At 39.0% G+C, this 26853-nt stretch carries 19 protein-coding genes; 15 read left to right on the top strand and 4 right to left on the bottom strand.

Annotated elements, in window-relative coordinates:
- Positions 1 to 48: 48 nt before the first annotated feature.
- Entirely contained in the window at positions 49 to 1443 is a 1395-nt protein-coding gene (locus tag BM179_RS15920; protein WP_092018147.1) for an alpha-L-fucosidase, read from the top strand.
- Between the two features lie 136 nt (positions 1444 to 1579).
- Here BM179_RS15920 and BM179_RS15915 read toward each other — a convergent pair whose 3' ends face one another.
- The 4 genes from BM179_RS15915 to ligA form a co-directional block, all read right to left on the bottom strand.
- Complete coding sequence (locus BM179_RS15915) at positions 1580 to 2053, bottom strand: hypothetical protein (RefSeq protein ID WP_143095248.1); 474 nt, start codon at positions 2051 to 2053, stop codon at positions 1580 to 1582.
- Between the two features lie 7 nt (positions 2054 to 2060).
- Positions 2061 to 2363: a Dabb family protein gene (locus BM179_RS15910; RefSeq protein ID WP_092018145.1), complete on the bottom strand. Its 303-nt coding sequence runs from the start codon at positions 2361 to 2363 to the stop codon at positions 2061 to 2063.
- Between the two features lie 107 nt (positions 2364 to 2470).
- Positions 2471 to 3352 (bottom strand): 4-hydroxy-tetrahydrodipicolinate synthase, encoded by an 882-nt coding sequence (gene dapA / locus BM179_RS15905; protein WP_092018144.1) that lies wholly within the window; start codon positions 3350 to 3352, stop codon positions 2471 to 2473.
- A gap of 71 nt (positions 3353 to 3423) precedes the next feature.
- Positions 3424 to 5424, bottom strand: a complete 2001-nt coding sequence (gene ligA / locus BM179_RS15900) for an NAD-dependent DNA ligase LigA (RefSeq protein WP_092018143.1) — start codon at positions 5422 to 5424, stop codon at positions 3424 to 3426.
- 273 nt (positions 5425 to 5697) lie between these two features.
- Here ligA and BM179_RS15895 point away from each other — a divergent pair, with 273 nt between their 5' ends.
- From BM179_RS15895 to BM179_RS15830, 14 genes are all read left to right on the top strand, one after another.
- The gene (locus BM179_RS15895) at positions 5698 to 6315 is read left to right on the top strand and encodes a TonB-dependent receptor (RefSeq protein WP_092018142.1); all 618 of its coding nucleotides are present in this window, start codon (positions 5698 to 5700) and stop codon (positions 6313 to 6315) included.
- Positions 6316 to 6500: 185 nt separating this feature from the next.
- Complete coding sequence (locus BM179_RS15890; protein WP_092018141.1) at positions 6501 to 8273, top strand: glycosyltransferase family 39 protein; 1773 nt, start codon at positions 6501 to 6503, stop codon at positions 8271 to 8273.
- A gap of 34 nt (positions 8274 to 8307) precedes the next feature.
- Complete coding sequence (gene rpe, locus BM179_RS15885) at positions 8308 to 8967, top strand: ribulose-phosphate 3-epimerase (RefSeq protein WP_092018140.1); 660 nt, start codon at positions 8308 to 8310, stop codon at positions 8965 to 8967.
- A gap of 54 nt (positions 8968 to 9021) precedes the next feature.
- A complete protein-coding gene (locus BM179_RS15880) occupies positions 9022 to 11058 on the top strand; it encodes an OmpA family protein (RefSeq protein WP_092018139.1) in 2037 nt (678 codons plus the stop codon).
- A gap of 208 nt (positions 11059 to 11266) precedes the next feature.
- Entirely contained in the window at positions 11267 to 13297 is a 2031-nt protein-coding gene (locus BM179_RS15875; RefSeq protein WP_092018138.1) for an OmpA family protein, read from the top strand.
- A 176-nt stretch (positions 13298 to 13473) separates the two neighbouring features.
- Positions 13474 to 14301 carry a transketolase gene (locus BM179_RS15870; RefSeq protein ID WP_092018137.1) on the top strand — a complete coding sequence of 276 codons (828 nt, stop codon included), beginning with the start codon at positions 13474 to 13476 and terminating at the stop codon, positions 14299 to 14301.
- A gap of 106 nt (positions 14302 to 14407) precedes the next feature.
- Positions 14408 to 16393, top strand: a complete 1986-nt coding sequence (locus tag BM179_RS15865) for an NAD-dependent epimerase/dehydratase family protein (RefSeq protein ID WP_092018136.1) — start codon at positions 14408 to 14410, stop codon at positions 16391 to 16393.
- 63 nt (positions 16394 to 16456) lie between these two features.
- Entirely contained in the window at positions 16457 to 17368 is a 912-nt protein-coding gene (locus BM179_RS15860) for a transketolase family protein (protein WP_092018135.1), read from the top strand.
- Between the two features lie 54 nt (positions 17369 to 17422).
- Positions 17423 to 19078 (top strand): hypothetical protein, encoded by a 1656-nt coding sequence (locus BM179_RS15855; protein WP_143095247.1) that lies wholly within the window; start codon positions 17423 to 17425, stop codon positions 19076 to 19078.
- Positions 19072 to 20190, top strand: a complete 1119-nt coding sequence (locus BM179_RS15850) for an acyltransferase family protein (protein ID WP_092018133.1) — start codon at positions 19072 to 19074, stop codon at positions 20188 to 20190. Before BM179_RS15855 ends, BM179_RS15850 begins: the two co-directional genes overlap by 7 nt.
- Before the next feature lie 61 nt (positions 20191 to 20251).
- A complete protein-coding gene (locus tag BM179_RS15845) occupies positions 20252 to 20992 on the top strand; it encodes a glycosyltransferase family 2 protein (RefSeq protein WP_092018132.1) in 741 nt (246 codons plus the stop codon).
- A gap of 84 nt (positions 20993 to 21076) precedes the next feature.
- Positions 21077 to 22468: a protoporphyrinogen/coproporphyrinogen oxidase gene (locus BM179_RS15840; RefSeq protein ID WP_092018131.1), complete on the top strand. Its 1392-nt coding sequence runs from the start codon at positions 21077 to 21079 to the stop codon at positions 22466 to 22468.
- Between the two features lie 239 nt (positions 22469 to 22707).
- On the top strand, positions 22708 to 25389 hold the full coding sequence (locus BM179_RS15835; RefSeq protein WP_092018130.1) for a hypothetical protein: 2682 nt from the start codon (positions 22708 to 22710) through the stop codon (positions 25387 to 25389).
- Between the two features lie 56 nt (positions 25390 to 25445).
- Positions 25446 to 26849, top strand: a complete 1404-nt coding sequence (locus tag BM179_RS15830) for an MBOAT family O-acyltransferase (RefSeq protein WP_092018129.1) — start codon at positions 25446 to 25448, stop codon at positions 26847 to 26849.
- Positions 26850 to 26853 lie beyond the last annotated feature (4 nt).

The raw sequence follows: 26853 nt of genomic DNA, 5'->3' as shown, positions 1-26853 counted from the left end.
CAAAAGAAGGACTTTTTGTTTTTAATAACCTTATTTAAATTTTACCCCGTGAAAAAAATATTACTTCTTTGTTGCATTGCCTTCTCCTGCTATCAGGTTAACGCGCAAAAACTAAAACCTTATGGTGCCATTCCGAACAATGATCAGCTCAACTGGCACAAAATGGAATATTATGGTTTTGTACATTTTAACATGAATACTTTTACCGAAAAAGAATGGGGCGATGGTATTGAAAGTCCTGATTCATTTAATCCTACACAACTGGATTGCCGCCAGTGGGCAAGAATTGCCAAAGCAGCTGGTATGAAAGGGTTGATTCTTACTGCAAAACATCATGATGGTTTCTGCCTTTATCCTTCCAGATACACCAAACATTCTGTTGCTTACTCAAAATGGAGAAATGGAAAAGGCGATGTGGTAAAAGAACTGGCAAAAGCTTGTAAGGAATATGGCATCAAATTCGGTATTTATCTTTCACCCTGGGACAGAAATCATCCTAAATACGGTACCGATGAATACAACCAGGTTTATATGAATACTCAGAAAGAACTTCTTACACAGTACGGAGATATTTTTGAATTTTGGTTTGACGGAGCCAATGGAGAAGGACCTTCCGGTAAAAAACAGGTTTATGACTGGAAGGGCTTTATCGGTACCGTAAGAAAATATCAGCCGCATGCTATTATGTTTTCTGATAATGGTCCTGACGTAAGATGGGTTGGAAACGAAAGCGGCCATGCTTATCCGACAAACTGGTCAACTCTGAATAAAGACAAATATTACCCGGGTTACCCTAAATCTGACGAATTTAAAGCCGGAAATGAAGATGGTATCAACTGGGTACCTGCTGAAGTTGACGTTTCAATTCGTCCGGGATGGTATTATCATGCCAATGAAGACGGAAAGGTAAAAACTGCAGACTCTCTGATGAATATCTATTATGCTTCAGTTGGTCAGAATGGCAATTTATTGCTTAATATTCCGGTAGATCGCAGAGGTCTGGTACATGAAAATGACTCAACCAGCCTGATGCAGTTTAAGAAATTAAGAGATAAAGCGTTCGCATTGAATCAGGCAAAATTGAAGAAAGCCACTGCAAGCAGTGCCAGAAAAGAATATCCTGTTTTAAATATCAATGATGGAAACAGAGATACGGATTGGGCAGCGAAGGAAGGTGTAAATCAGGCAAATATTGACCTGAATTTAGGCAAGGAGAAAAGTTTTAATACGATAGTTTTACTGGAAGGTATTCGGTATGGCCAAAGAATTAAAGAATTCAATGTAGAAGCCTGGGACGGAACAAAATTCGTGGAAATTGCGAAAGGAACTACGATTGGCAATAAAAGAATCCTCAGATTTCCAACTCAGAAATCCAGTAAAATCAGGGTAAATATTACCGACTCAAAAGCCTCTCCGGTAATCAGTGAAATCGGGGTTTATTAAATAAAACATTATTTTAAGAAGTAGGCTGTGAGACACAGCCCACCGACGAAGAGACTCAGAACATTCCAAAAATAAAAGGTGAGAAAATCAGATTTTCTCACCTTTTTATTTTTGGAATAACTTATACAATTTCTGCCTAATTATTACTGCCAAGTGGCTTCAGTACGTATCTGAAAGCTACAGCACTGATAATATAACCTGATGAATTTGCAGAAGAAAAAACTTTATAATTTACTTTCATCAAACCACTGGCTCCCAGATCCTGCGCTCTCTGAACCAATTTATTCATCAGTTCACGTTTCTGATTTTCATCGTTTCCACGTTTGAGCATTGTGGTCTTGTAAGTCTGATCTTTGGTCAGCGGCAGTTCGTCTGTAATGGATAATTTTTCAATTTCCTCATACGAATGTGCCGGAACTTCATCTCCTTTTAAAACTTCAATCGGGTATTTTTCAGGGAATTGAAATCCTAAACCATCATGTCTATCCTGCCCGCCTTTTTCATAATTGGGCGTGTAATAACTCGTTGGCTGGACGTTTTTGGAACAGGACGTAACTAAAAACAATCCCAGAGATAAACAAAAGAATTTAGTAATTTGTCTTTTTTGCATAGTGATGTCAGATACTTTCGGAATCATAAATTAATACTCTTTCCCACAAATGATTACACTCTTCAATAAATTTCAGGTGAACCGGAGCAATCTGGTAATAGTCATGACCTGATTCATTTTCAAATGTTGTCAACAAACAGTAATCATAACTTCTGTCGATAACCGGGCGATTTGTGGCAGCGGGTTTTCCCACATTGAACGTCACAACACCTTCTATATTGCCTAATGAACTTACACCAACTTCGAATTTCCTGCGATCTTCTGCTGAAAGACCGTCTTTAAGCCAAAAATTTACTACGTGAACAAACATATCTGAATGATTTTGGTATGATTTAACTTTGGGTTTTTAAGATTTTTTAACTTTTCCTGAAATAAGGTCTGATAGAAAAATCCTAAAAACCCGGATTATAATATTGCTTAAAGATTATCCTTCGCCATAACCACCTTCATTCTTTCGCCCAGATCATCAGAGGCTTTTACCAATGGCAAACGAACGTCTGAACTGATGATACCTTTTAACTCAAGTATTTTCTTAACTCCTACCGGATTACCTTCTTCATATAAAAGCGGATCTATAGCAAGGAAAGTTCCCAGGTCTTTGCGAGCCGTGGCAAAATCACCGTCAAGTGCGGCATGAATCATTTTAGTAAATTTATCAGGAATTGCATTGGCAATTACAGACATTACTCCTACTCCGCCTACTGCAATAATCGGAACACCCTGTACATCATCTCCTGAGATCAGCAGAAAATCATCCGGCTTGCCTTTGTAAATTTCCATACAAAGTTCAATTACACAGGAAGCCTCTTTGATCCCGATAATATTCGGGTGTTTTGCCAGCGTCAAAACTGTTTCCGCACTCATATTAATCCCTGTTCTACCCGGAATATTGTACATAATTACCGGAACAGGACTTGCGTCTGCAATAGCCGTATAATGGGCGATTACTCCTCTTGCACCTGGTTTATTGTAATACGGACAAACTGACAAAATTGCATCAACACCTTCTAAATCAGCCTCTTCAATATATTTAACTACTTCAGGCGTATTGTTTCCACCGATACCATAAACGATAGGCAAATTCTTAGGATTATTCTTCTTGACAAACTCCAATACCTCAGCCTTTTCCTGTTTGGAAGTAGTAGCCGACTCTCCGGTCGTTCCCTGTACTACTAAATAATCCACGCCGCCTTCGCTTACGTGGTCGAGAAGTCTTTTCAACCCCTCAAAGTCAATACTCCCGTCTGCTAACATTGGGGTTACAAGAGCAGGAGCTACGCCATGAAATTTTGGTCTCATAATTTTTGGTAACACGAGAAAACTCGCTTTTCATTAGTTGCAGGCCCGGAAATAAACCGAACCAATATTTACTATTTTATCATTTCTAAAAATTCATCTTCTGAAATAACCTGTACACCAAGTTTGGTTGCTTTTTCCAATTTTGCAGGCCCCATACCATCTCCGGCTAACAGGTAATTCAATTTTCCGGATACGCCGCTAAGCACTTTCCCGCCATTGGCTTCAATCTTGCGCTTAAGATCGTCCCGTTCAAAATTCTGAAATACCCCCGAAATTACGAAAGTTTTTCCTTCTAAAGCATTTCCTTCTGATACTAATTCCTCATCTTCCTGTTCCAGTTGAACACCCGCCTGTCTTAAACGAGCAATATATTCCTGATTTTCAGTTTCCTGAAAGAACTCCACAACACTCTGGGCAATTCGTTCCCCGATTTCAGGAACAGAGATAAGCGCCTGTAAATCAGCCGCCGCAATAGCATCAATATTTTTAAAGTAACTGGTTAATTTTTCAGCAACCGTTGCTCCGACATATCTGATTCCGATGGCAAAAAGAACTTGTTTAAAAGGAATCGTTTTAGACTTTTCTACTCCTTCCAGAATATTTTTTACAGATTTTTCTTTGAATCTGTCAAGCACAATCAGATCATCGTACTGTAAATCATACAAATCTGCGGGATTTTTCACCAGACCTTTCTGGTAGAACACATTAATCGTTTCACTGCCAAGACTGTCAATATTCATGGCTTTTCTCTGAATAAAATGCTCGATTTTTCCTTTAATCTGCGGCGGGCAGCCTTTCTCATTCGGGCAATAATGATTGGCTTCTCCTTCTTTTCTGATTAAACCCGTTCCGCATTCCGGACAGGTATCAGGGAAAATAATTGTTTCCAGATCCGATGTTCTCCGGCTAAGATCTACTGAAGTAATTTTCGGGATAATCTCCCCTCCTTTTTCAATAAACACCCAGTCGCCGATTCTCAGGTCAAGCCTTTCTATTTCATTTGCATTATGTACACTGGCCCGTTTTACCACCGTCCCGGCCAAAGGTACAGGTTTCAGATTTGCTACCGGCGTCACGTTTCCTGTTCTGCCAACCTGATAAGAAATAGATTCCAAAAGCGTAGTAGCAGCCTCTGCCTTATATTTATAGGCAATAGCCCATCGCGGAGACTTTGCGGTAAAGCCTAATTCTCTCCGCTGATCGAATGAATTAATTTTTATTACAATTCCGTCAGTATTTAACGGTAATTTATGGCGTTCGGTATCCCAGTATCTGATATATTCAAATACTTCTTCAACTGTCTGACATTTTTTCCAGGTCGGGGAAACATTAAATCCTCTTTCCTTCATCCAGATCAAACTTTCCTCATGTGTTTCAAAAACCTCATCATCCGATAAAAATGAATATACATAACAATCCATTTTCCGCCTGGCTACCACTCCGGAATCCTGCATTTTAAAAGTTCCTGAAGCGGCATTCCGTGGGTTGGCCAATAAGGCTTCCCCAATGTCTTCTCTTTCCTTATTAAGCGCATCAAAAGAAGAAAGCGGCATGAAACCTTCCCCTCTTACTTCAAATTTCACCGGAATATTATTGCCTCTGACGCTCAGCGGCATCGTGCGGATTGTTCTGACATTCGCAGTAATATCATCCCCTCTCACACCATCGCCACGGGTTACACCCTTTTCTAAAATTCCGTTTTCATACCTCATGGAGAGTGCTACTCCATCAAATTTCAACTCACAGATGTATTCATACGCCTCATTATTTAAACCTTTTCTTACCCTCTCATCAAAATCAGACAACTCCTCCTCACTGTAGGTATTACCCAGCGAAAGCATCGGGTAAATATGGGTTACGGAAGGAAATTCCTTGGAGATAGTCCCGCCAACACGATGTGTTGGTGAATCCGGCCTTGAAAACTGCGGAAATTGTTTTTCCAGTTCCTGAAGTTGTACAAGCAACTGATCAAACTCAAAATCAGTTACCTCTGACACTGAATTCTGGTAATATTGATGATTATAATAATTCAGTTTTTCAGTGAGATTGTTGATTTGTTCCTGAGGTGACATCATAAAAAGTATTGATTTGAAAACACGATCCGCTTATTTATCAAACCGGATAAATAAATGTCAAATTTACTCTTAAATATTAAAAAAATACAGCTAAATGCCGCTGAATTTAATTTAAATGCAATACCTGCCGTTCTGATCAGAGGAAAGAAGGTCTTTTACAAAACCTGAATCATTCCTTTGTATACCGGAAGGAAATTTCACATCCGGAATCCTTTTATTATACTTAATTTGCTAATTTTGTAACCATAACCCAAAATTTTCAGCCTGAATATGATTACTCGCCTCTTTAAAACCTCTGCACTCTTTTTCCTGATTGGTTTATTCTCAAATGAAACATTTGCACAGAAGACAGTGGGCAGACTCGCATTGGGTTTGGAAGCAGGTTATGACATTCATTCCGGACCGCTGGAAAAAGGCGGATTGAATATTGGTGGTAACTTCAGGTATTTTCCAACCAGTAAAGCCGCTTTGGTAATTTCTGTCAGAAATTATGCGGTTTCCTTTCTGAATGCTCCCACCGAAAACGCTTTTGTAAATACAACCATAAGTCTCGGAGGCGAAAAACATTTCAATTTCAACAAATTCAGTCCTTATCTTGGCCTTGAGGCAGGTTTGCAGTTTAGCGCAGCAAGCAGCTTTCTCATGCGTCTTCCTTCAAACAGTGCTTATGTAAACAATTCTGCCAAATACATCTTTGTCCCGAAAGCAGGTCTTTTCTATCAACTTACCAATCACCTGAACCTGGTAGGTGAAGCAGTATTAATCAATACTTTTTCTCCGGGCGACCTCGCACCTTTGTATGATAAAAATAATGATAACCTGGCACCTCTGCTCAGTAAAACAAATTATCTGTTATCATTGGGATTAGTTTTTAAATTTAACGAGTAAACTTCTTATTCTATCTGATCATTTCACTTTTCCGGCAGTTCTTTGCCATTTTGCTGTAGTCAGATTCACTTTTTCAGGTTTTGTGTTACGACCATTTAATCGGTAAAATCAGGTAAGGGAGCCTGCCTCTTTTTCTTTTACCTAAAAAAAATTACTTTTGCGTCTTTAAAACCTGTTAAATTCTTATGTCGCAATCCATTTTCTCTTCACCCCGCCTTCAATGCATATTTTTATTTCTGATCATTTTACTGGCTTCAGTTCTAAGAATTACTAATCTTGGGAAACATGCGATCTTTTTTGATGAAAAATCTACGGTTTTAATCAGCCAGGCCGTGGCTTTGGAAGGCAATAACCAGAAAGACGTTTTTTACACAGAAGGGAAAACAACATTTACGCCCAAAGAATTCTGGAAACCCAAAAACATTGAAGACTTTTATGATGCCATTCGTCGGGGAGATATTGGTAACAGCCCGGCATATTACGGAGTATTACACCTTTGGATTGAAGCATTTGGATTGAGTGATTTTGCAATCAGGTTATTATCAGTATTTTTTAGCTGCGGCACAATCTTTCTTCTTTTCTTTTTCATAAAAGAGCATTTCAAAAATGTAAAACTCGCTCTGGCAGGAAGCCTTCTGATGGCGATAGAACCATTCTTTATCGCCTATAGCCAACAGGCAAGAAACTACTCGATGAGCTTCTTTTTCGCTTTACTGGCCACTCATCTTTTCTTAAAAATTGTTAAAAAAGAAAATAATTCCGGGAGCCGGATCCTCTATATTTCTTATGGTATTGTAGCAGGAATCTGTTTGTTATCCCATTTTCTCACTGCCACTGTATTTATGGCGCATGGGTTTTACGTTTTGCTTTTTGTAAGAAAATGGAACACCTGGCTTTTTCTTATTCTTTCCTTAGCAATAGGCCTTTCGGCATTTACTTTCTGGATAAAATTTGGCGGTGGAAATTACACATTTGATACGCTTAGTTATCAGGCCAAAATGTATTACAAAATTGCCCATTCCGTTCCTAATCCTCATGCCGGAACCATTGATCCAGCCACTCCGGGGATTGTTTTGAAGAAATCTCTGCCAATTTTCAGCGATTTGTTCATTGTCAGCAATGGTTTCAGCAGTTATATGACTGGCAAAAAGAACATGATTCTGGTCATTTTTTCGATAATGGTAAGTCTTGTTTCGCTAATCCAATACCGTAAAACATCCCGAAATCTGTGGTTGGGGATTCTTTTAGGATGGAATCTGATTGCCTCTTTCCTTTATACAACCGGTACATTTCAATACATAGAATTAGTGAATTGCGTTATTCTCTGCTATTGTTTCCGGATTTTCTGGATGAATGAAACCGACCCGGAACAACGGAGATTATTGACTTTTATGGCAATTCTGGCATTCTTTCCTACTATTTTTCTGATCTTATTTACTTTTAAAAATGGCCATACTTTCGGTTTAACCCAGCGGTATTCAGGATTTTCTTTCCCATATTCTATTATTTTTGTAGCGCTGGCTATTTTTGAAACCCCGAAACTTGGCAAACCTTTGCAATACATCGTTTGGGTTTTGTTGCTGGTTCAGGTGTTTTTTGTAGGAAAAACCATTCATTCTATTCATGAAGATATTTCTCCGAAATATACCTACAGAGATAAAGCCAGAATCAGAAATCCGCATTATAAAATTGCGATGGACATTCGCAAAATGTACCAGACAGGAGATACGGTTATTTATCCGTCCTGGACTGAGGGCGAATACGGAGCGTATGACAATTATACAAAAGATATAAAAAAATCGTTTTTAGATGCCCAGCTTGTGAATTTATATTTACCAAAAGATGCGGAATTTACACAAACGGTTGATGCTTTTAATCCAAACAAGGTATTTTTGAAAAAGAAAGACGGGCAAAAAATCGAATTATTCGATTTCAAGGGCACAACTTACCGGTATTAATCAAAAGAATCCACACCCGGATACAGATATAAATATGAAAAATGTAATGATTGCGCCATCAGTACTGGCGGCTGATTTTGCTAATTTACAACGTGATGTCGAAATGATTAACAGCTCTCAGGCTGACTGGTTTCATATCGATATCATGGACGGTCATTTTGTTCCGAATATTTCATTCGGGCTTCCGGTTTGTGAAGCAATTCACAGACATGCCAAAAAGCCTTTGGATGTACATCTGATGATTGAAAAACCTGAACTGTATCTTGAAGCTTTCAAAAAAGCCGGGGCAGCGAATATCAGTGTCCACTTTGAAGCCTGCAAACATCTTCACAGAACTTTACAGGAAATTAAAAACCTGGGATGCCTGGCAGGTGTAGTCCTCAATCCGGCTACCCCCGTTTCAGTACTGGAAGATATTCTGCCTTATTGCGAAATGGTACTGCTCATGTCTGTAAATCCGGGTTTTGGCGGCCAGCAATTCATTGAATTTACTTACGATAAAGTACGTAAACTCAAACGAATGATTACCGAAAGAAACCTGAATACTTTAATTGAGATAGACGGCGGTGTAAATTATGAAACCGGACAGAAATTAGTGGAAGCCGGAGCTGACGTACTGGTGGCAGGCAGTTATGTATTCAATGCCAAAAACCCTGTCCAAACCATTGAAGAATTAAAAACGCTTTATTTGTAAACCAGCCATTTGATTGCTCTATCTAAGGTCAAGACAAAGCTTATTAACCATTAAATGAAATACGAAAAACTGATTAAATACCTGCTGTTTATCCTCTGTTTAGTGCAAAACGGAGAAATAATTGCCCAGAAAGTCTTTTGGGCCAGTAAAGTTGTCAGTTTCTCTTCAGAATATTCAGATCCCAGAACGACCAAAGAATTCAGAGCCATTCAGGTATTAGGCAGACCCAGTAAACTTCCGCAGATCGGAAGCGCTGCCTGCGCCTGGCAACCCATGACCCAGGATAATCCGGAAGAAGAATTTATCATTGTTTCCTTCGACACACTTATGCCCATCAGGCAAGTTGCTGTTGCTGAAAACTTCGGACAAGGTTGTATTGTCAGAATTGAAGCATTTGACAATAACGCCAATCTGAAACCTTTATGGGAAAACAAATCTTCCCCAACAGGAGAAATCGGTAAAATGCTCAACGTGATTTTGCCTAAAATGACTGATTTCTCTGTAAAGTCTATAAAACTTGTACTAAACACCAGCAGAGTTAAGAATTTCAACCAGATTGATGCCATTGGCATCTCTCAATCCGAAAAGCCTGTTGTAGCCAGTATTAATGTCAGTAATGAAATTCCCAAAAACTTTATTAAGGAGAATCTGGGGAAAAACATCAATTCCGAAGCCATCGAAATTGCACCGGTAATTGCGCCTGATGGAAAGACCCTGTATTTTACCCGTTGGAAATATCCCGAAAACCTGGGGAAAGATAAAAACCAGGATGTCTGGTACTCTGAATTACAACCCGATAAGTCCTGGGGAAAAGCTATTCCTATCGGCAGCCCGATTAACAATACTGAGCATAATGCTGTCTGCGGGATTTCTCCTGATGGCAAAACCATCCTGCTAAATAATGTTTACCTGAAAGATGGCACGATGGAAAAAGGTGTTTCAAAGGCCTTTAAACTCAAAACAGGAGGCTGGGGTTTTCCCAGAGCACTGGTTATCCAGAATTTCAGAAACAGCTCGGAATATTCAGAGTATTCTCTCGCACCGAATGGCCGGGTACTTTTAATGACTACTCAAACCAAAGAAACCTTCGGAGGAAAAGATATTTATGTCTCATTTTTACAAGCAGATGACACATGGTCTTCCCCTAAAAATATCGGGAATATTATTAATACTGCCGAAGCAGAAAGTACTCCTTTTATCGCACCTGACGGAAAGACTTTGTACTTTTCAACCATAGGTCATGCCGGATACGGCAACAATGACATTTTTATGAGCCGCAGGCTGGATGATACCTGGCTGAGCTGGTCAGAACCACAGAATCTGGGTTCCTTAATCAACACACCTGAATGGGACGGTTATTTTTCTATTTCAGCCCTTGGCGATTATGCTTATTTCAGTTCCCAGGAAAACTCTATGGGTCAGGAAGATATTTTCCGGCTGAAAGCACCGGAATCTATTAAACCATTGGCAGTTGTTCAGTTAACCGGACAGGTTTTTGATTCTGCTGATAAAAAGGGCATTTCTGCAAGAATCTCCGTCCAGGATCTGAGTTCTCCTTCTGATACCCTTTCGACTGAATATGATCCGTTTACCGGAGATTATAAACTAATGATTCCTGCTAAAAAGGTTTACAGCATTACGGCCAGAAAAAAAGGATATCTCCCTGTCTCTGAACAACTTGACTTTACTAATGAGAAGAATTTCAAGGAATTTAAGAAAAACCTGTACCTGACACCGATCGAAGTAGGTCAGAAAATGACGCTGAATAATGTATTTTTTGAACAGAGTAAATACGATCTGAATGCCAGTTCTTTCGGGGAATTAGACAGAATTGTTGAACTGATGAAAGAATATCCTACCATGGAAATTATGCTGGAAGGCCATACAGATAATCAGGGTGACTGGAACGCCAATTTACAGCTTTCACAGCAAAGGGTTGAAGAAGTGAAAAAATATCTTTCAAAAAAGGGAATTTTGCTGAGCAGAATTCAGACCAAAGGCTGGGGTTCTACCCGCCCGGTTTCCAGTAATCTTACCGAAGAAAAAAGACGGCTTAACCGAAGAGTTGAATTTACTATTCTTCAGAAATAACCGTTTAAAAAATATCATTTCAGAATAAGCACACCAGAATCTACTCCGAAATAATGATATTATTTCGAATTTTCTTTTTATTTTTCTAATTTGGAAAATAGTAAGCCGCCGATATGACTTTCAGTATTATTCGTTCGAAAGATGGAATTTCCTATCTTTCGAAATTGGTATTGTTTTTGTAGCCCTGAGTCCTAAAGTACTTTTAATAATGGTCAAAAGAATAACCCGATACCCGGCTGCTTTAATAACTTTATTCCTGGTTAGTTTACCTGTTTTTGCTCAAAAAACCTATTGGGCAACCAGAGTGCTGTCCTTTTCATCTGAAAAAGTAATTCCATTTCAAGCCTCAGAATATAAAGCTATTCAGGTACTTGGAAAACCTAATAAACTTCCTAATTATGGCGACAGCAGTGTAGCCTGGCAGCCTTCTGCACTGGATGCTCCTTATGAGGATTATATCAAAGTTGGTTTTGATACCATTATGCCTATTCAGCAGGTTGCTGTAGCCGAAAATGTCGGAAACGGAAGCATTACTAAAATTCTGGCTTTCGATGAACAGGATCATTCTCATGTACTTTACGACAATGCTGTCAACTATATTTTAACCAAAAAAGGGAAAGTTTTCAACCTGATTTTAGAGAAACCTACTCCCTATTCTGTTACTGCTGTTAAACTGATTCTGAACACTGCAAAAATAAAAGGACCCAATCAGATTGATGCCATCGGTATTTCTCAATCTGCAGAAGCCATTAAGGCACAGATTAAAGTCGCCTCAGATGCTCCGAAAGAACTAACCAGACAAAATCTCGGTAAAGAAGTCAATTCCAGACACCAGGAATTTGCCCCCATTATTTCAAGAGATGGAAAAACACTGTATTTCACCAGAAATTATGTAAGTCTTCTGGGCAAAGAAAAGGATCAGGACGTCTGGGTGACTCAGCAAAATTCCTATGGGAAATGGGAAAAAGCCAGAAACATTGGCTCTCCAATCAATAATAAGGATAAAAATGCCATTTTTTCATTGTCGGCAGACGGGCATGAAGCCATATTGATGAATAAGTATCAAAAGAATGGAAAACTTGGACAGGGAATTTCCCGTTCTTTCCTGACAAAAGATGGCTGGTCTTTTCCGGAAGAAGTAAAAATTGATAAATTTTACAATGAAAGTCCGTTTTCAGACTTCACCTTTTCGCCGGATGGCAGCGTAATGGTTATGTCCGTCCAGAGAAGCCATACTGTGGGGAAAAGAGATCTGTATGTTTCCTTTAAAAAAGCAGATAATTCCTGGTCAGAGCCAAGACATATGGGTAACGTCATCAACACCGCAGAGCATGATGTAACACCATTTATTGCGGCAGACGCTAAAACGCTATATTACTCCACAAAGGGCCTTTCCGGATTCGGAGACAATGATATTTTCAAAACCAGCCGTTTAGATGATACCTGGCAAAACTGGTCGGAACCTGAAAATCTGGGGAGTGCGATCAACACTCCAAACTGGGATGGCTATTTCACACTTCCGGCTTCCGGAAATTACGCTTATGTATGCAGTTATATTTCCGGAAAAAAAGAAGATATTTTCCGTTTGGAACTTCCGGAGAAAGCTCAGCCCGATCCGGTAGCTATTATTTCAGGGAATGTTTTAAGTACTACGAATCACATGCCTGTAAAATGCGAGTTAACCGTCTCTGCTTATAATAACAGCATTAAACCGGAAACAAAGACTTATGACCCTCAACAGGGAAAATTTGTATTTGTCCTTCCTTTGAAACAAAACTATCAGTTTGTACCCTATGCTCCCGGCCATCTTGCCATCAGTGATTATATTGATTTAACCGGGGAAACTAATTACCGCGAAATAAAGCATGATTTTTATCTGATGCCTTTGGAAATCGGCAATAAAATAGCGTTAAATAGTTTTATGTTCGAACAGGGAGATTTTCAGCTTTCAGATTCTTCTTTTGGCGACCTCGACCGGATAGCCCAGGCTATGCTTGATATTCCTACCCTTGAAATTCTGCTGGAAGGCCATACCGACAGCCAGGGAGATTTTAACCTCAATCTTCAGCTTTCCGTTAACAGAGTGGAAGAAGTGAAGAAATATTTAATGGCAAAAGGTATAGAATCAGACAGAATTACTACAAAAGGCTGGGGACAAACCCGGCCAATCGCTTCAAACCTTACTGAAGAAAGACGCAAATTAAATCGACGCGTTGAGTTTACGGTAACTAAGAAATAGCCCAAAACTTTGTAATAGGTAAAAAAACAAACTATTTTTGTGTTCAATCCTGATGATACACATTCAGGCATTGAAGACAGAAAGGGCTATTTATTGCCTGAATTTCATCACATTAACTGGAATTTTCCTTTTAAAACTTTTAAAATTCTAAAACTATAAACATTACTCATCCCTCAATGGAAACTTTATCAGGCCTTTCTGCAGAAACAATTACCGACTTGAAAAAGTTGAGAGGAGCTTTGAGGCTTAGACTTTTAGATTTATACTTCAAGGCAAATGCAGGCCATATCGGATGCTCACTTTCCTGTATCGATTTGATGATTTGCTCTCTGATTGCCCATAAAAAAGACAATGAAGCATTTATTCTTTCCAAAGGACATGCTGCTGCCGCACTTTATGTATGTTTGCATGAATTAGGAGAATTATCTAATGAGGTGCTTGACACTTATTATAAAAACGGAACTACCCTTCCAGCTCACCCTGCTCCTAACCGTCACAAAGGTATCCCTTTTGCTACGGGTTCACTCGGACATGGATTACCAATTGCTTCCGGAATTGCCAAAGGCAATAAAATACTGGATAACGGGCAGTTTACCTATGTACTCATGTCGGACGGAGAAACAAACGAGGGAACAACCTGGGAAGCAGCACACTATGCGGTAAACAATAAACTGGATAATCTGATCGTCATCATTGACAGAAACCGTTTACAGGGATTCGGGTCAACAGATGAGATTCTCGGAGATTCAGCAGATGCTCATAAATGGAAAGCGATTGGTTTTGAGGTAACAGAATGTGACGGACATGATATTGAGGAAATTTATCAGTCTATCGAAACATTCAAATATCGTCAGAACGGTTTACCGAAAGTACTCATTGCTAATACGGTTAAAGGAAAAGGGGTTTCTTATATGGAAAACCGTATGGAATGGCATTATCTTCCAATGAAACCACAACAATATGAACAGGCCGTTGAAGAAGTTCAGACGAAATATAATCTGTAAAAGCGGGCAGTATTTCATAAAGTTCTTTAAATCCTAAGCCCAACTCATCTAAATCATTCAAGTAAAGAGCTCTATAATTCTGGCTTGAAAATACAAAACTTAAGTAATGACCGATTCGGTAAAAGAAAAAATTTTATCCCTCAAAGGCCCGATCTTCGTTTACGGAGCAAGTGGATTCATAGGCGCAAATCTTTTTAACGACATTTTCAGTATCCGGAAAGACTGCTTTGCACTCACCCACGATGCTCAGAAAGCATGGCGTTTAAAACTGCTGAATATTCCTGCTGAAAACATTGTTCATTGCGACATTGTTTCGAACTATTCAATCGAAGAGGTTTTTAACCATTATAAGCCCAAAACCATTTTTAACCTGGCAGCTTATGGTGCTTATTCCAAACAAAAAAACATTACCCTGACCTACGAAACCAACGTAATCGGGACGGTAAATTTGCTGGAAAACCTTAATCCGGACATGGTTTATATCCATGCCGGAAGCAGCTCGGAATACGGATTTAATTGTACGGCTCCTAAAGAAACCGATGCACTTGAACCCAATAGTCATTATTCAGTATCCAAAGTTTCTGCGGCGTATATGATTCAGTTTTATGCCAAAGTTCACCAGAAAAATGCTGTTAACCTGAGACTTTACTCTATCTACGGAGACTGGGAAGAGCCGGATCGTCTGATTCCGAAACTGATAGAAAGTGTTCACGAAGGAAAATTACCGAACTTCGTTTCTCCGGAAATCAGCCGTGATTTTGTTTATATCAGCGACTGTATTGAGGCTTTTATCGATTCTGCATTAAACATGTCCTCTGCTATCAGAGGGAAATCATATAATATTGCCAGCGGCGTAAAAACAACGATCAGAGACCTGGTTGATGTTTCCAGAAAAGAATTCAATATTTCGGAAGAGCCTTCCTGGGGAAGTATGCAAAATCGTCAGTGGGACTTAGCGGAATGGTTCGGAGATCCTTCTGAAGCTAAAAAAGACCTGAACTGGTCTGCCAAAACCTCTCTGGCTGATGGTTTAAGAAAATATTATACCTGGCAAAAAGAGATCGGATATAAGGAAAAAGTACTTACTGCCTTCCAGAATCCTTATCTGAATCCTGTGATTTCGGCTATTATTGCCTGCTACAGAGATGCACAGGCGATTCCGTACATGTATGAAAGATTAGTGAAAACTTTCAATGAAATGAAAGTCCGCTATGAAATCATTTTTGTAAATGACTGTTCTCCCGACAATACAGAGGAAGTATTAGAAGAAATCTGCAACCGTGACCCCAATGTAATCGGAATAACCCATTCCAGAAACTTTGGTTCGCAGGCTGCATTTCTTTCAGGAATGGAAATTTCTACCGGAGATGCTGTCGTATTAATGGACGGAGATTTACAGGATCCACCGGAAGTTATTCCGGGTTTTTATGAAAAATGGACACAGGGCTATGAAGTAACTTACGGAGTAAGAGTGAAACGGGAAATGCCAAACTGGCTTCATTTCTTTTACAAAACCTTTTACCGGGTTTTCAAAAATATGTCATACATCAATATCCCTAACGATGCCGGGGACTTCTCGATGATTGACAGAAAAGTCGTGAAAGAGCTTGTCGGACTGCCTGAAACAGAGCAATTTCTCCGTGGATTGAGAGCCTGGGTTGGTTTTAAGCAGATTGGGGTGGATTATGTAAGACCTGAAAGGATGTTCGGCGTATCAACCAACAACTGGCGCAAGAATATCTGGTGGGCTAAAAAAGCCATCTTCTCTTTCAGCTTTGTACCTTTGGAAATGATGACTTATGCCGGATTTATCATGACGGTATTATCAGTCCTGGGAATTTTCTGGCAAATTCTGGCGAAATACGTATTCTTCCCGAATACTCCTTCAGGAATTTCTACTGTCATTGTACTGGTGATGTTCTTTGGAGGAATCAACCTGCTGGGTATCAGTTTCCTTGGAGAATACATCAGCAAGATTTTTGAAGAGACGAAAAAACGACCGAAATTTATCAGAACGAAAGTGAGAAAAGGTATTAAAAAATATAATACTTCTGAGGAGATTAAACGTTTAGTGGAACAACAAAGAAAATAAAAGACATGAAACAAAACCATAAGCATTTATCTGTCAAAGGTTTTGTTTCATGCTCATAATGATATGAGAAGAGAATTTTCAGATGCTATTGAAAAATTAGCCCTTCAGGATGATAAAATCGTGTTTATCACCGGAGATCTGGGATATAACGCGCTAGAAAATCTTCAGGAAAAACTGGGAAACCGGTTTATCAATGCGGGTGTAGCCGAACAGAATATGGTCGGGCTGGCAGCTGGTCTTGCCTATAAAGGTTTCAAGGTTTTTTGTTATAGTATTGCTCCTTTTATTGTTTACAGATGCTGGGAACAGTTCAGAAATGATGTTTGTCTGCATAATCTGCCTGTTTTCCTGGTCGGAAACGGAGGCGGTTACGGATACGGTATTATGGGAAGTACACATCACGCCATTGAAGATATTGCAGGGTTAAGCAGTCTTCAAAATGTAAAATGCTGGGTTCCGGCATTCAGCGATGAAGTAGAACCATTTCTTGAGCAGATTCTGAAAGAAAAACGTCCTGCTTACCTGAGACTTGGAGCCGGAAAACAAAGAGGTCCTGTTACCAATACCTTCGGTAGTCTTCAGTTATTAGATAATCCGGCAAAACCGGCAGGTTCAATTGTTGCTCTGGGTCCTGTTGCCAATAATGTGGTTGCAGCTCTTCAGAAAGAGGAATTAGCTGGAAAATTCAACCTTTTCACAGCACAGACCTTCCCTTTAACTATAAAAAAGGAAGCTTTTGAAATTATTCAGTCTGCTGAAAATCTGCTGGTTGTAGAAGAGCATGTAAGTGTAGGCGGCTTAGCTCAGCAATTGTCTGTTCAGCTATTGGAGCAAGGCGTTTCTCTTAAGAAATTTATCAGTCTCAGAGCAGAAGGGTATCCCGACGGGACATATGGAGACCAGACTTTCCACCAAACACAGTCCGGTCTGGATGTCAGCAATATCGCAGAAAAGCTAAAAACATTCCTGGTTTAAGAAAAGCTATGATTCATTCGGTGAATCTGCTGAAATAAAATTATTAAAATCGATTTGAAAGCCCGATTATCATCAAAAAATCTCTTTTGGGGAGTGCTGAGTTTCTTACCTCTGGCTCTTTATTTTCTGTTTCTTTCAGAATATGCTGTAAATATTCCGAAGTGGGACGATCATGCCCTGAAAGCATTTATTCTTGACTTTACGCAGGCTGATGGCTTTTTTGCCAAAATTGCTACCTTTTTCAAACAGCATAATGAACACAGAATTGCGTTCGACCGATTAATTACCCTGATTGTTTATACTTTGCACGGCAGCATAGAATATCGCTGGCTGATGTGGGTCGGAAACTTTACATTAATTGGTTTACTGATCTTGTTCTGGCGTCTTTTCTATAAAAATAACATTCATTTTGCTCTTTTTGTACCTGTTTCCTGCCTGCTTTTCCAATTACAACTTTGGGAGAACACATTCTGGGGAATGGCATCGATGCAAAATTTCGGTGTAATTCTATTCATTTTCTGGACGATTTACCTGATCTCTTCAGAAAATCCCCGGCATTTCTATCTCGCGGTTTTTGCAGCGTTTATGGCAGTCTTTACCAGCGGTAACGGAATTCTGGTTCTTCCAATCTGCGCAGTATTACTTGCTCTTCAAAAAAGATGGCAGCATTTACTTATTTTCGGAATTATTTCAATACTTCTGATCTTCAGCTATTTCTATCATTATGCAAGCCCGCCAAGTAATCCTCCGCTGACAGGAATCGGGATTAAGAAAATCGTGCTGGGCTTTTTCCTGTTCATCGGATCTGTAGCAGATATTCTGCCTTTTCAGAATCTGACAGTATTGCTTAGCGCAGCATCAGGATTTATCATGTTCTCTCTGGCAGCCGTCATTTCAGTGTATTTCCTGCTGAACAGTAAATTAATCAAAGAAACCCGCAGCCTGACGCAATTAGAACTGTTTATGCTCGGAACACTCATGTTTCTGGTCGGGACAGCGCTGATTGTTACAGTTACCCGCATCAGTTTCGGTGTGCAGGGGCTGCAAACCAGCCGGTATAAAATTTACTCTGTGCTGTTACTGATTATAATTTACACGGCCATTATCAGAAAAATCAGGATTGAAGGAAAATCTTTGGTGATTACCTTCTTAATTATAGCAGGGTTTTCATTCAATCTGCTTGCCAATTACCGTAATTTCAGTGAAGTGGTCAATCTGAGAAAACAATTAATCACCTTCCCTTTTAACTGGGCTTATGATGAAAAACTTTCTCCTTCAAAACCAACCATAAAACTTTACGAGACTCCGGTTTTATTCTATACTAATCAGAATATCCCCGGACTTTTAGCTGCTTCTGACTGGAATTCAGACATTCATAAAACCATCAGGGAAGACGGTCTGGAGTTGGTGAATACCAATTTTGAAAAACCTTCCGGAAAAGATGCCGGAGCTTATTTACTCCTTGAATCTTCCCGAAGAACTTATCTGGTACCGGCAAGACAGGAAAATTATCCGGTTCAGTCTACTTTAAAAACGCATTCATACTGGGCAAAAGGTTTCAGGGTGAACATTCAGAAAAATGAATTTGATTCCGGTACTTATCACCTCGGACTCTGGATACAAAAAGAAAACGGCGGAGAAATTTTTACACTAAATGATTCTCTGGTAGTAGAAACTTTACATAAGAAAACTGTTAAAACAAATTGGTAAATACCTCGAAAATACAAGAAAATTACTTCATTCAACTGGACGGCATTCGTTTCGTAGCCGTAAGTCTGGTATTGGTAGATCATTGGCTGGCAGAGCGGAATGTAATTCCTTTGGGAGTATTAGGCGTAACTATGTTCTTTGTGTTAAGCGGTTTCCTCATTACCAGAATCCTCATTCAAAGTAAACTGAAAGATGAGAAAACAGGACGTAGCCCATGGTTTTCAGTCAGGCAGTTTATCGTCCGGAGAAGTATCAGGATATTCCCGATTTATTACCTGACCATATTTCTTTGTGTCATCTTTAATGTTCCACCAGTCCGAGAGCAGCTTATCTGGTGCATCACTTATGCCACCAATATTTATATCGCTCTTAACCAGAGATGGATGGGTGTTATTGACCACCTTTGGTCGTTGGCTGTAGAAGAACAATATTATCTGTTCTTTCCCTATGTGATCTTGTTTTTACCCAAACGTTATTTCCTTAAAATCTTTTTCGGAATGATTGCTTTGGCGGTTTTACTCAGACTTTTCCTTCATTTGAATCATAGTGACTGGATGGTACAGTATGTACTTATGCCAACATCGCTGGATGCTTTTGGATTAGGGGCTTTGATGGCATATTTTTTCACATTCCATAAAGAAAGTACCTTTAAAACACTTAGCAAAACAATGTATCTGCTGATCAGTTTTGGCTTATATGTGAGCGTTTTGTTTTATGAAAAATTCGGATTCGAAAATCCGCATAATATTGCCTATACAGTCATTGAAAGATTTTTTGCCGCCTTATTCTGCTTTTTCTTTATCATTAATGCCGTGACAGGGTATAAAGGTCTTGCGAAAGTCTTTTTTGAAAACGGAGTAGTTCAGTATCTTGGAAAAATCAGTTACGGGTTATATCTGTATCATAACTTCGTGTACAATTATTATCATACGCCACAGACCTCAATTACTTTAAGAATACTGAGAAAAATTCATCAGTATCTTCCGGCACTGGCAGATTCATTTGCTTTTCAGTTCTTCTATTTCTCAGCTTTGACAATTTTCGTAGCAACTTTGTCATGGTTTTTGATTGAAAAACCCGTTAACTCACTAAAACGTTATTTTAACTATTAAAAAATCTTTATTCTGAACAGAATTAGATATTTTTGTAAAATTACCCAAGGAAAACATATTCATGAGCATCAAACTCGCAATCGTCATGCCAGCCTATAATGAAGAGGAATGCATGGCAGACGTAGTAAGTATCTGGACTAAACTATTAATTGAAGAATTTCCTACAGAAAACACCTGTTTAATTGTAGTCAATGATGGTTCCAAAGACAGTACAGGAAAAATCCTCGATGGACTGGCACCGCACAATGATAAATTGGTTGTTGTACATCAAATAAACGGAGGACATGGTAACGCTGTGGTTCACGCCTATCGCAAGGCTGTTGAACTTGGTGCAGAGTATGTTTTCCAGACTGACTCAGATGACCAGTTTGTTACTGCTGATTTCAAAAAACTATGGGATAAAAGAACTCAGTCCGACTTTATTCTTGGCTACCGTGAAGTAAGACATGATGATCCTTTCAGATTGTTGATCACCAGAATTTTACGCTGGAGTATGTTTCTGATTTATGGTACCTTTATCATGGATCTGAACATTCCGTTCCGGTTAATCAAGGGATCTTTCCTGAAAAAACTACTGATTCAGCTGCCAAATCCTGTGCCTTTCGCACCGAATATCTTTCTGGCTATTATGGCCAAAAAATCAGGTCAGGAATTGTTTAATATTCCAATCGTTCACAAAGAAAGAGCTACCGGAGAAGTTTCTATCAGAAAGATGAAACTTCTTAAAGTATGCTGGCAAAGTTTCAAGGAACTGGCCAGATTCAGGCTGGAACTCAATGCTAAAATCAAAAACTTAAAATAGTCCTGTTTCGATGTTTACCTTCAGAAAACTGTTTTTAATAATCCGGAAACAAATATCTGACATCGAATAACCCCCTTTAATTTTATGAAGTATAAATATGTAATTATTGGCTCTGGTCCGACTGGTTTAGGAGCAGCTTACCGACTAAAAGAACTTGGCATTACAGATTTTGTAATTTTAGAAAAGGAGAATTATGTAGGTGGTCTGGCAACCAGTTTTGTTGATGACAAAGGCTTTACCTGGGATATTGGCGGACACGTTCAATTTTCACACTATAAATACTTTGACGATCTGATGAAGAAGGCGCTTGGTGAAGAAGGATGGCTTACTCATCAGCGTGAATCATGGGTTTGGATTAAGAATAATTTTGTTCCTTATCCTTTCCAGAACAATATCAAATATTTACCAAAAGAGACAATGTGGCAATGTCTTGAGGGGCTTATTAAACTCTACAAAAATCCGGTTTCAAAGAAACCTGCTAATTTCAGAGAATGGATTTTATCAACTTTTGGTGAAGGACTGGCAGAGGTATTTATGTTTCCCTACAATTTTAAAGTATGGGCATTTCCTCCGGAACAAATGAATGCCAATTGGGTTGGAGAAAGAGTTGCAGTAACTGATTTACAAAGAGTTACAGAGAATATTCTATTTGACAAAGATGATTTCTCCTGGGGTCCGAACAATACGTTTCAGTTTCCAAAACATGGCGGTACCGGAGCAATCTGGAAAGCGGTAGGAGAATTGGTTGGTCATGAAAATGTATTGCTGAATGCAAAAGTTGATCAGATCGAACCTGGTACAAAGAAAATAATATTGGCTGACGGAAGAGAAATTGAGTACGATTTTGTAATGAATACCATGCCTCTGGACGTTTTTGCCAAAAAAGTAAATGGCTTATCTCCTGAAACTGTTGAGAAGGCACAAGGGCTGAAATATTCTTCGACCAATGTGATCGGAATCGGCTTAAAAGGTAAACCAAAACCCGAACTGGCAACTAAATGCTGGATGTATTTCCCTGAATCAAACAGCCCGTATTATCGTATCACTGTTTTCTCAAATTACAGTCCGTTCAACGTTCCGGATATTAACAATCAATGGTCATTAATGGCCGAAGTAAGTGAATCTGAATGCAAACCTGTTGACAGAGCTGCTTTGATTAAAGATACCGTCAGAGCAATGATTGAAGATAAACTTATTGACTCAGAAGAAGATATTGTTTCAGAGTTCCTTTTCTCTACAGATTATGGTTACCCAACTCCTTCTGTAGAAAGAGACAGCATTCTTAAGACAGTGTTACCGGCTCTTGAAAAATCTGATATTTATTCAAGAGGACGTTTCGGAGCCTGGAAATATGAGGTGTCAAATCAGGATCACTCATTAATGCAGGGAGTTGAATGGGTAAACAAAGTAGTTTTGGGCGTACCCGAACTTACTTTAAATTTCCCGGATACGGCCAATGCCATGTGGGGAAAATAGTTTTATTTTAATTATCAGGAATACTAAAATTGCACAGACGTCAGTTCCGATAAATACAGAAACATTATTTAAGACACTATCCTTGTTCTAAATTTCTAGTGCAAGGATAGTTTTTTTACCACTGCCCGGTTGTAAAATGTAAGGTTTTTCCGATAAATCAGCATTTACAGATAAGAGCAGAAATAATCGATTTCTGAAAGGTCTGTTCCTAAATTTATACATTGCCATATTTCTACCTTATGAAAAAGGCACTTTTACTTCTCGCAGGTTTACTGGCAGCAGTAGGTGGTTATTTTTTTTACAAAAATATGACCTCAGAAAGTGCGTCTCTGGCAGATTTCATCCCGGATAAAACCCTGCTCCTCGTAGAAAGTAATTCCATTCAGAAAACTAATTTCAATAAAGCATTTCAAAGGGTTCTGCCTGTTGCGGAAGCAAAGAAACAATTAGAGCTTTTACGAAAAATCGGCTTTAACAAAACAGAAATCAGCGATTTTCTGGGAGATAAAAACCTTCTTTTTGCTTTGTTACCGGAAGGGAAAGACAATCTTCAATTTGTAACCTTTGCTCCTATACGGGGGGAAGACAGACCTTTCGTTGAAAAACTCAGGGAAATGTCTTTTAAAACTGAAGGAATGAGAGGCATTCGTCATACAACCCGTGGCTATAAAATTTATGAAATAATTGATGCTTCTTCAAAATCCGTTCTCTCTTATCTTTTAGAAGATAATCATCTCATTTTTAGCCGTTCGAGTTTATTGATAGAAGATATCGTTCTGAACAGGAAAAATCTGTGGGCAAAAAATCTGAACCTGGAGAGTAAGTCTGACACCCTTCAGACTTTCCTGCATTTCAATGCTAAAGCTATCAGTCATTTTTCGTCTTATTCCCTTCAGTACGGACAGGAGTTCAGCACTTTTCTGGCCGGTTTACTGCCGGAAAGTAATCATCTTGAGATTCATAAATTTGCAAAGCAGAAAGCCGTAAACGGTGTCTCCGTTGAAAAGATAGATACGGAAAATTCTTTCTGGAAGGTTTTCGAAAACCAGACTCCGGAGAAAATTTCCGCTGCCGGACTAATTCCGAACAGCTCGGCAATGGTGCTTCATTTCTCCCTGAGTAACCCCTTTTTAATGGGTGAAGCCATTGGTAAATTGCAGGAAAGTGATAAGAAAATCTCACAACTCAAAGAAATGGCCAATACCCGTTTTGGGGTTGATTTCAAAAGTATATTTGAGAAAACGGGAAAAGAAATCATTCTTCTGGGTATGGAGAACTACGAAGGAAATGGTTCTAAAAGGATTTTATTGATCCGCGAAGCTTCAGAAAATCAGTTATACAGAGCATTCACGAATATTTCAAGGAAAGTGGCTGCAAGTGAAAACCGCAGGGATTTTTCGGAACGGTACGGAAGTTTTAATGTCAGCACCTTAGGATTAAAGAATTTTCCTGGTTTGTTGTTTGGTGGTTTAGGGGCTGATTTTGAAGAAAGTTATTTCACAAATTACAATGGTTATGTGGTGATTGCCAATGATCTCAGCACTTTACAGGATTATCTGCTTTCTATCAGCAAAGGTGATGTATGGAGTAATTCTTACAAAAATCAATCGATTCTGAAATCCTGCAAGGCTGCTAATATAACATTTGTCTTCAACCCCGTAAAAGGCTGGGAAGGAACATCCGCGGCTTTTACTTCAAAATGGCAGCAAAAACTGGCAAAATTCAAGGAAACGGATGCAGGCTCTCAGAATCTCATTTTTCAGAGAAATCTTGAAAATAATACTCTTTCCAGTCAGATTACCTGGCTAAATGAATCTTCAAAAATCAGGGAAAGCGATTTTTCGAATACCCTGGTCATGCTTAATAATACAAATATCAGAGCAGCAAGCAATCCTTTCTTTCTGGCAAATCCGGTTTCTCATCTGATTGAAACACTTGTTCAGGGAGAAGACAGCACATTATATCTGTTAAAATACGGAAAGAAGATCTGGTCTAAAAAACTGGGAGAACTCATTAAAAGTGATTTCAAACCTGTTCAGTTTTTTGATGATAAACGCCAGCAATATATTTGTTCCGGCAGAAGCCGTATTTATGTGCTGGCCAGAAATGAAAAAGGTTTTGAAATCAGAACTTCAAAGCCTCACCACATTAATAACCTGACTAATTTTGCTGTTTTTAACAACGGCGCAGAGCAGTCAAACGTCTCTTTTATCGCTTCGGACGGAAATAATTACGAACTGGATAAAGCCGGCATGACCTGCAAAAAGATTACCGCAAGAGGTTCATCAAAGTACTTATTCCCATTTCCAATGGTTATGCTGAATAATACAGAATTTGCAATTCTTCTTGATGAAAACGGCAAACTGAATGCCGTCAATCAGTCAGGGAAATCTGCTGCCGGCTTTCCGCTTAACCTGCAGAGCCATTTCAGAAATCCGCTTTTACTGGAAAAAGCGGGTAATTCTCTGTCGATCAGAGCCATAGGTGATAAAACCGGAAACCTTTTTAAAATAGGGCTTTCAGGTAAAATAGAGGAGAAAAAACAGCTTTTCAGGCCAGTGAATGTCAGTGATTTTCAATTTACTGCAGATGAAAAAGGAATTGAGTGGTTCATTATGCGAAATAATGGTAAAAATGTTACAATTTTGGATAAATCCGAAAACGAGATTTGTACTATAAAAGATCTGGGATTCGGAGAAAAGGAATTTCATTTCTATAATCTCGGGGCCAATATCAAAGTATTCTGTATTTCCACAGATAATGAACACAGATTATACGACATGGGCGGTAATAAAATCGGTGATCGGGCTATTACCTCAAAATATCCGCCTCAGATTACCTATTCAGAGTCTTATCAGAAACTGTTAATTACAGCTGTGGGGCCGGAAGCCATTGAAACGTGGTCAGTAAAAATGAAATAAAAATCAAGGTTAAATTAACCCATTTAACAAAATATTGAGAAAGACAGGCAAACATTATGGTTTTTAATTCACTGCATTTTTTATTATTTTTTATCATAGTAACACTCGCCTATTTCAGTCTGGGACTGGGAGGCCGCTGGAAGTTATTACTGCTGGCGAGTTGTTATTTCTACATGATTTTCAGGCCGGAGTATATTATTATTCTCTTTGTTACAATCATCATTGACTATTTTGCAGGAATCTGGATTGAAAAGGCAGAAGGTTATCAAAGGAAACTTTTGCTCGTGATAAGTCTGATTTCAAACATTGGCATTCTGGCTTATTTTAAATATTTCAACTTCTTTAATGAGAATTTAGGAGCTCTTCTGTGGCATTTTGACATCGCTAATCCTATTCCGTATACCAGTTTTATTTTGCCGATTGGTCTCTCTTTCCATACCTTTCAGGCAATGAGCTATACCATTGAAGTATATCGTGGAAATCAGAAATCTGAAAGAAATTTCGGGATTTATGCACTCTATGTGATGTTCTATCCGCAATTGGTGGCAGGACCTATCGAAAGACCACAAAACGTATTGCACCAGTTTCATGAGTTTCATGCTTTCGACTGGGAAAAAGTAAAAAGTGGTTTGCTTCTGATGGCCTGGGGTTTTTTCAAGAAAGTAGTAATTGCGGAAAGACTCGGTATGCTGGTTGATTATGCCTACAAGGACCCGCATGAGAAAAATGGTATAACACTTTTGGTCGCCACAATATTCTATGCATTCCAGATTTATTGTGATTTTTCAGGCTACTCTGATATTGCTTTAGGCTCTGCGAGGGTCATGGGATACGATCTGATGGAAAACTTCAAGAGTCCTTATTTCTCCAGATCTATCTCCGAATTTTGGAGCAGATGGCATATATCCTTGTCTTCTTGGTTCAGAGATTATCTTTACATACCATTGGGAGGAAACAGAAAAGGAGAATTCAGAAGATACCTCAACCAGTTTATTATTTTTATGGTAAGTGGTTTGTGGCATGGCGCTAAATGGACCTTTGTTGTCTGGGGGTGCCTGCATGGAACCTATCTCGTATTAGCCATCGTAAGAAACAAGTATTTTCCTAAAATGGCTCTTCCGGACAATTTCTGGGGAAAAAGTATCAATCTGGTATTCACATTCAGTCTTGTAACGCTTTCCTGGGTCTTTTTCAGAGCAGTGAGTATGAAAGACTCTTTCCTTATTCTGAAAAAAATATTTACCCTGAATATCCATGAACCGCTAGTTTCTTCTCTAAATACGACCGAATTGATTTTTTCTGTGTTATTAATTATGCTTTTGATGCTGAAAGAACGTTTCTATTTTTATGTTTCAACTTCAGACAATAAGCGTTTTGCGCTGTTGTTTGCAGGTTTTGTCATTATCACTTACTTTTTTGGCGTGTTCAACACCAATCAGTTTATCTATTTTCAATTTTAAGGAT

This window comes from Pseudarcicella hirudinis (assembly GCF_900115665.1).
In the GTDB taxonomy this organism is placed as follows: Bacteria; Bacteroidota; Bacteroidia; order Cytophagales; family Spirosomataceae; genus Pseudarcicella; species Pseudarcicella hirudinis.
Note: the sequence above shows the minus strand (reverse complement) of the source record. Positions and strands in the feature narration are given on the sequence as shown.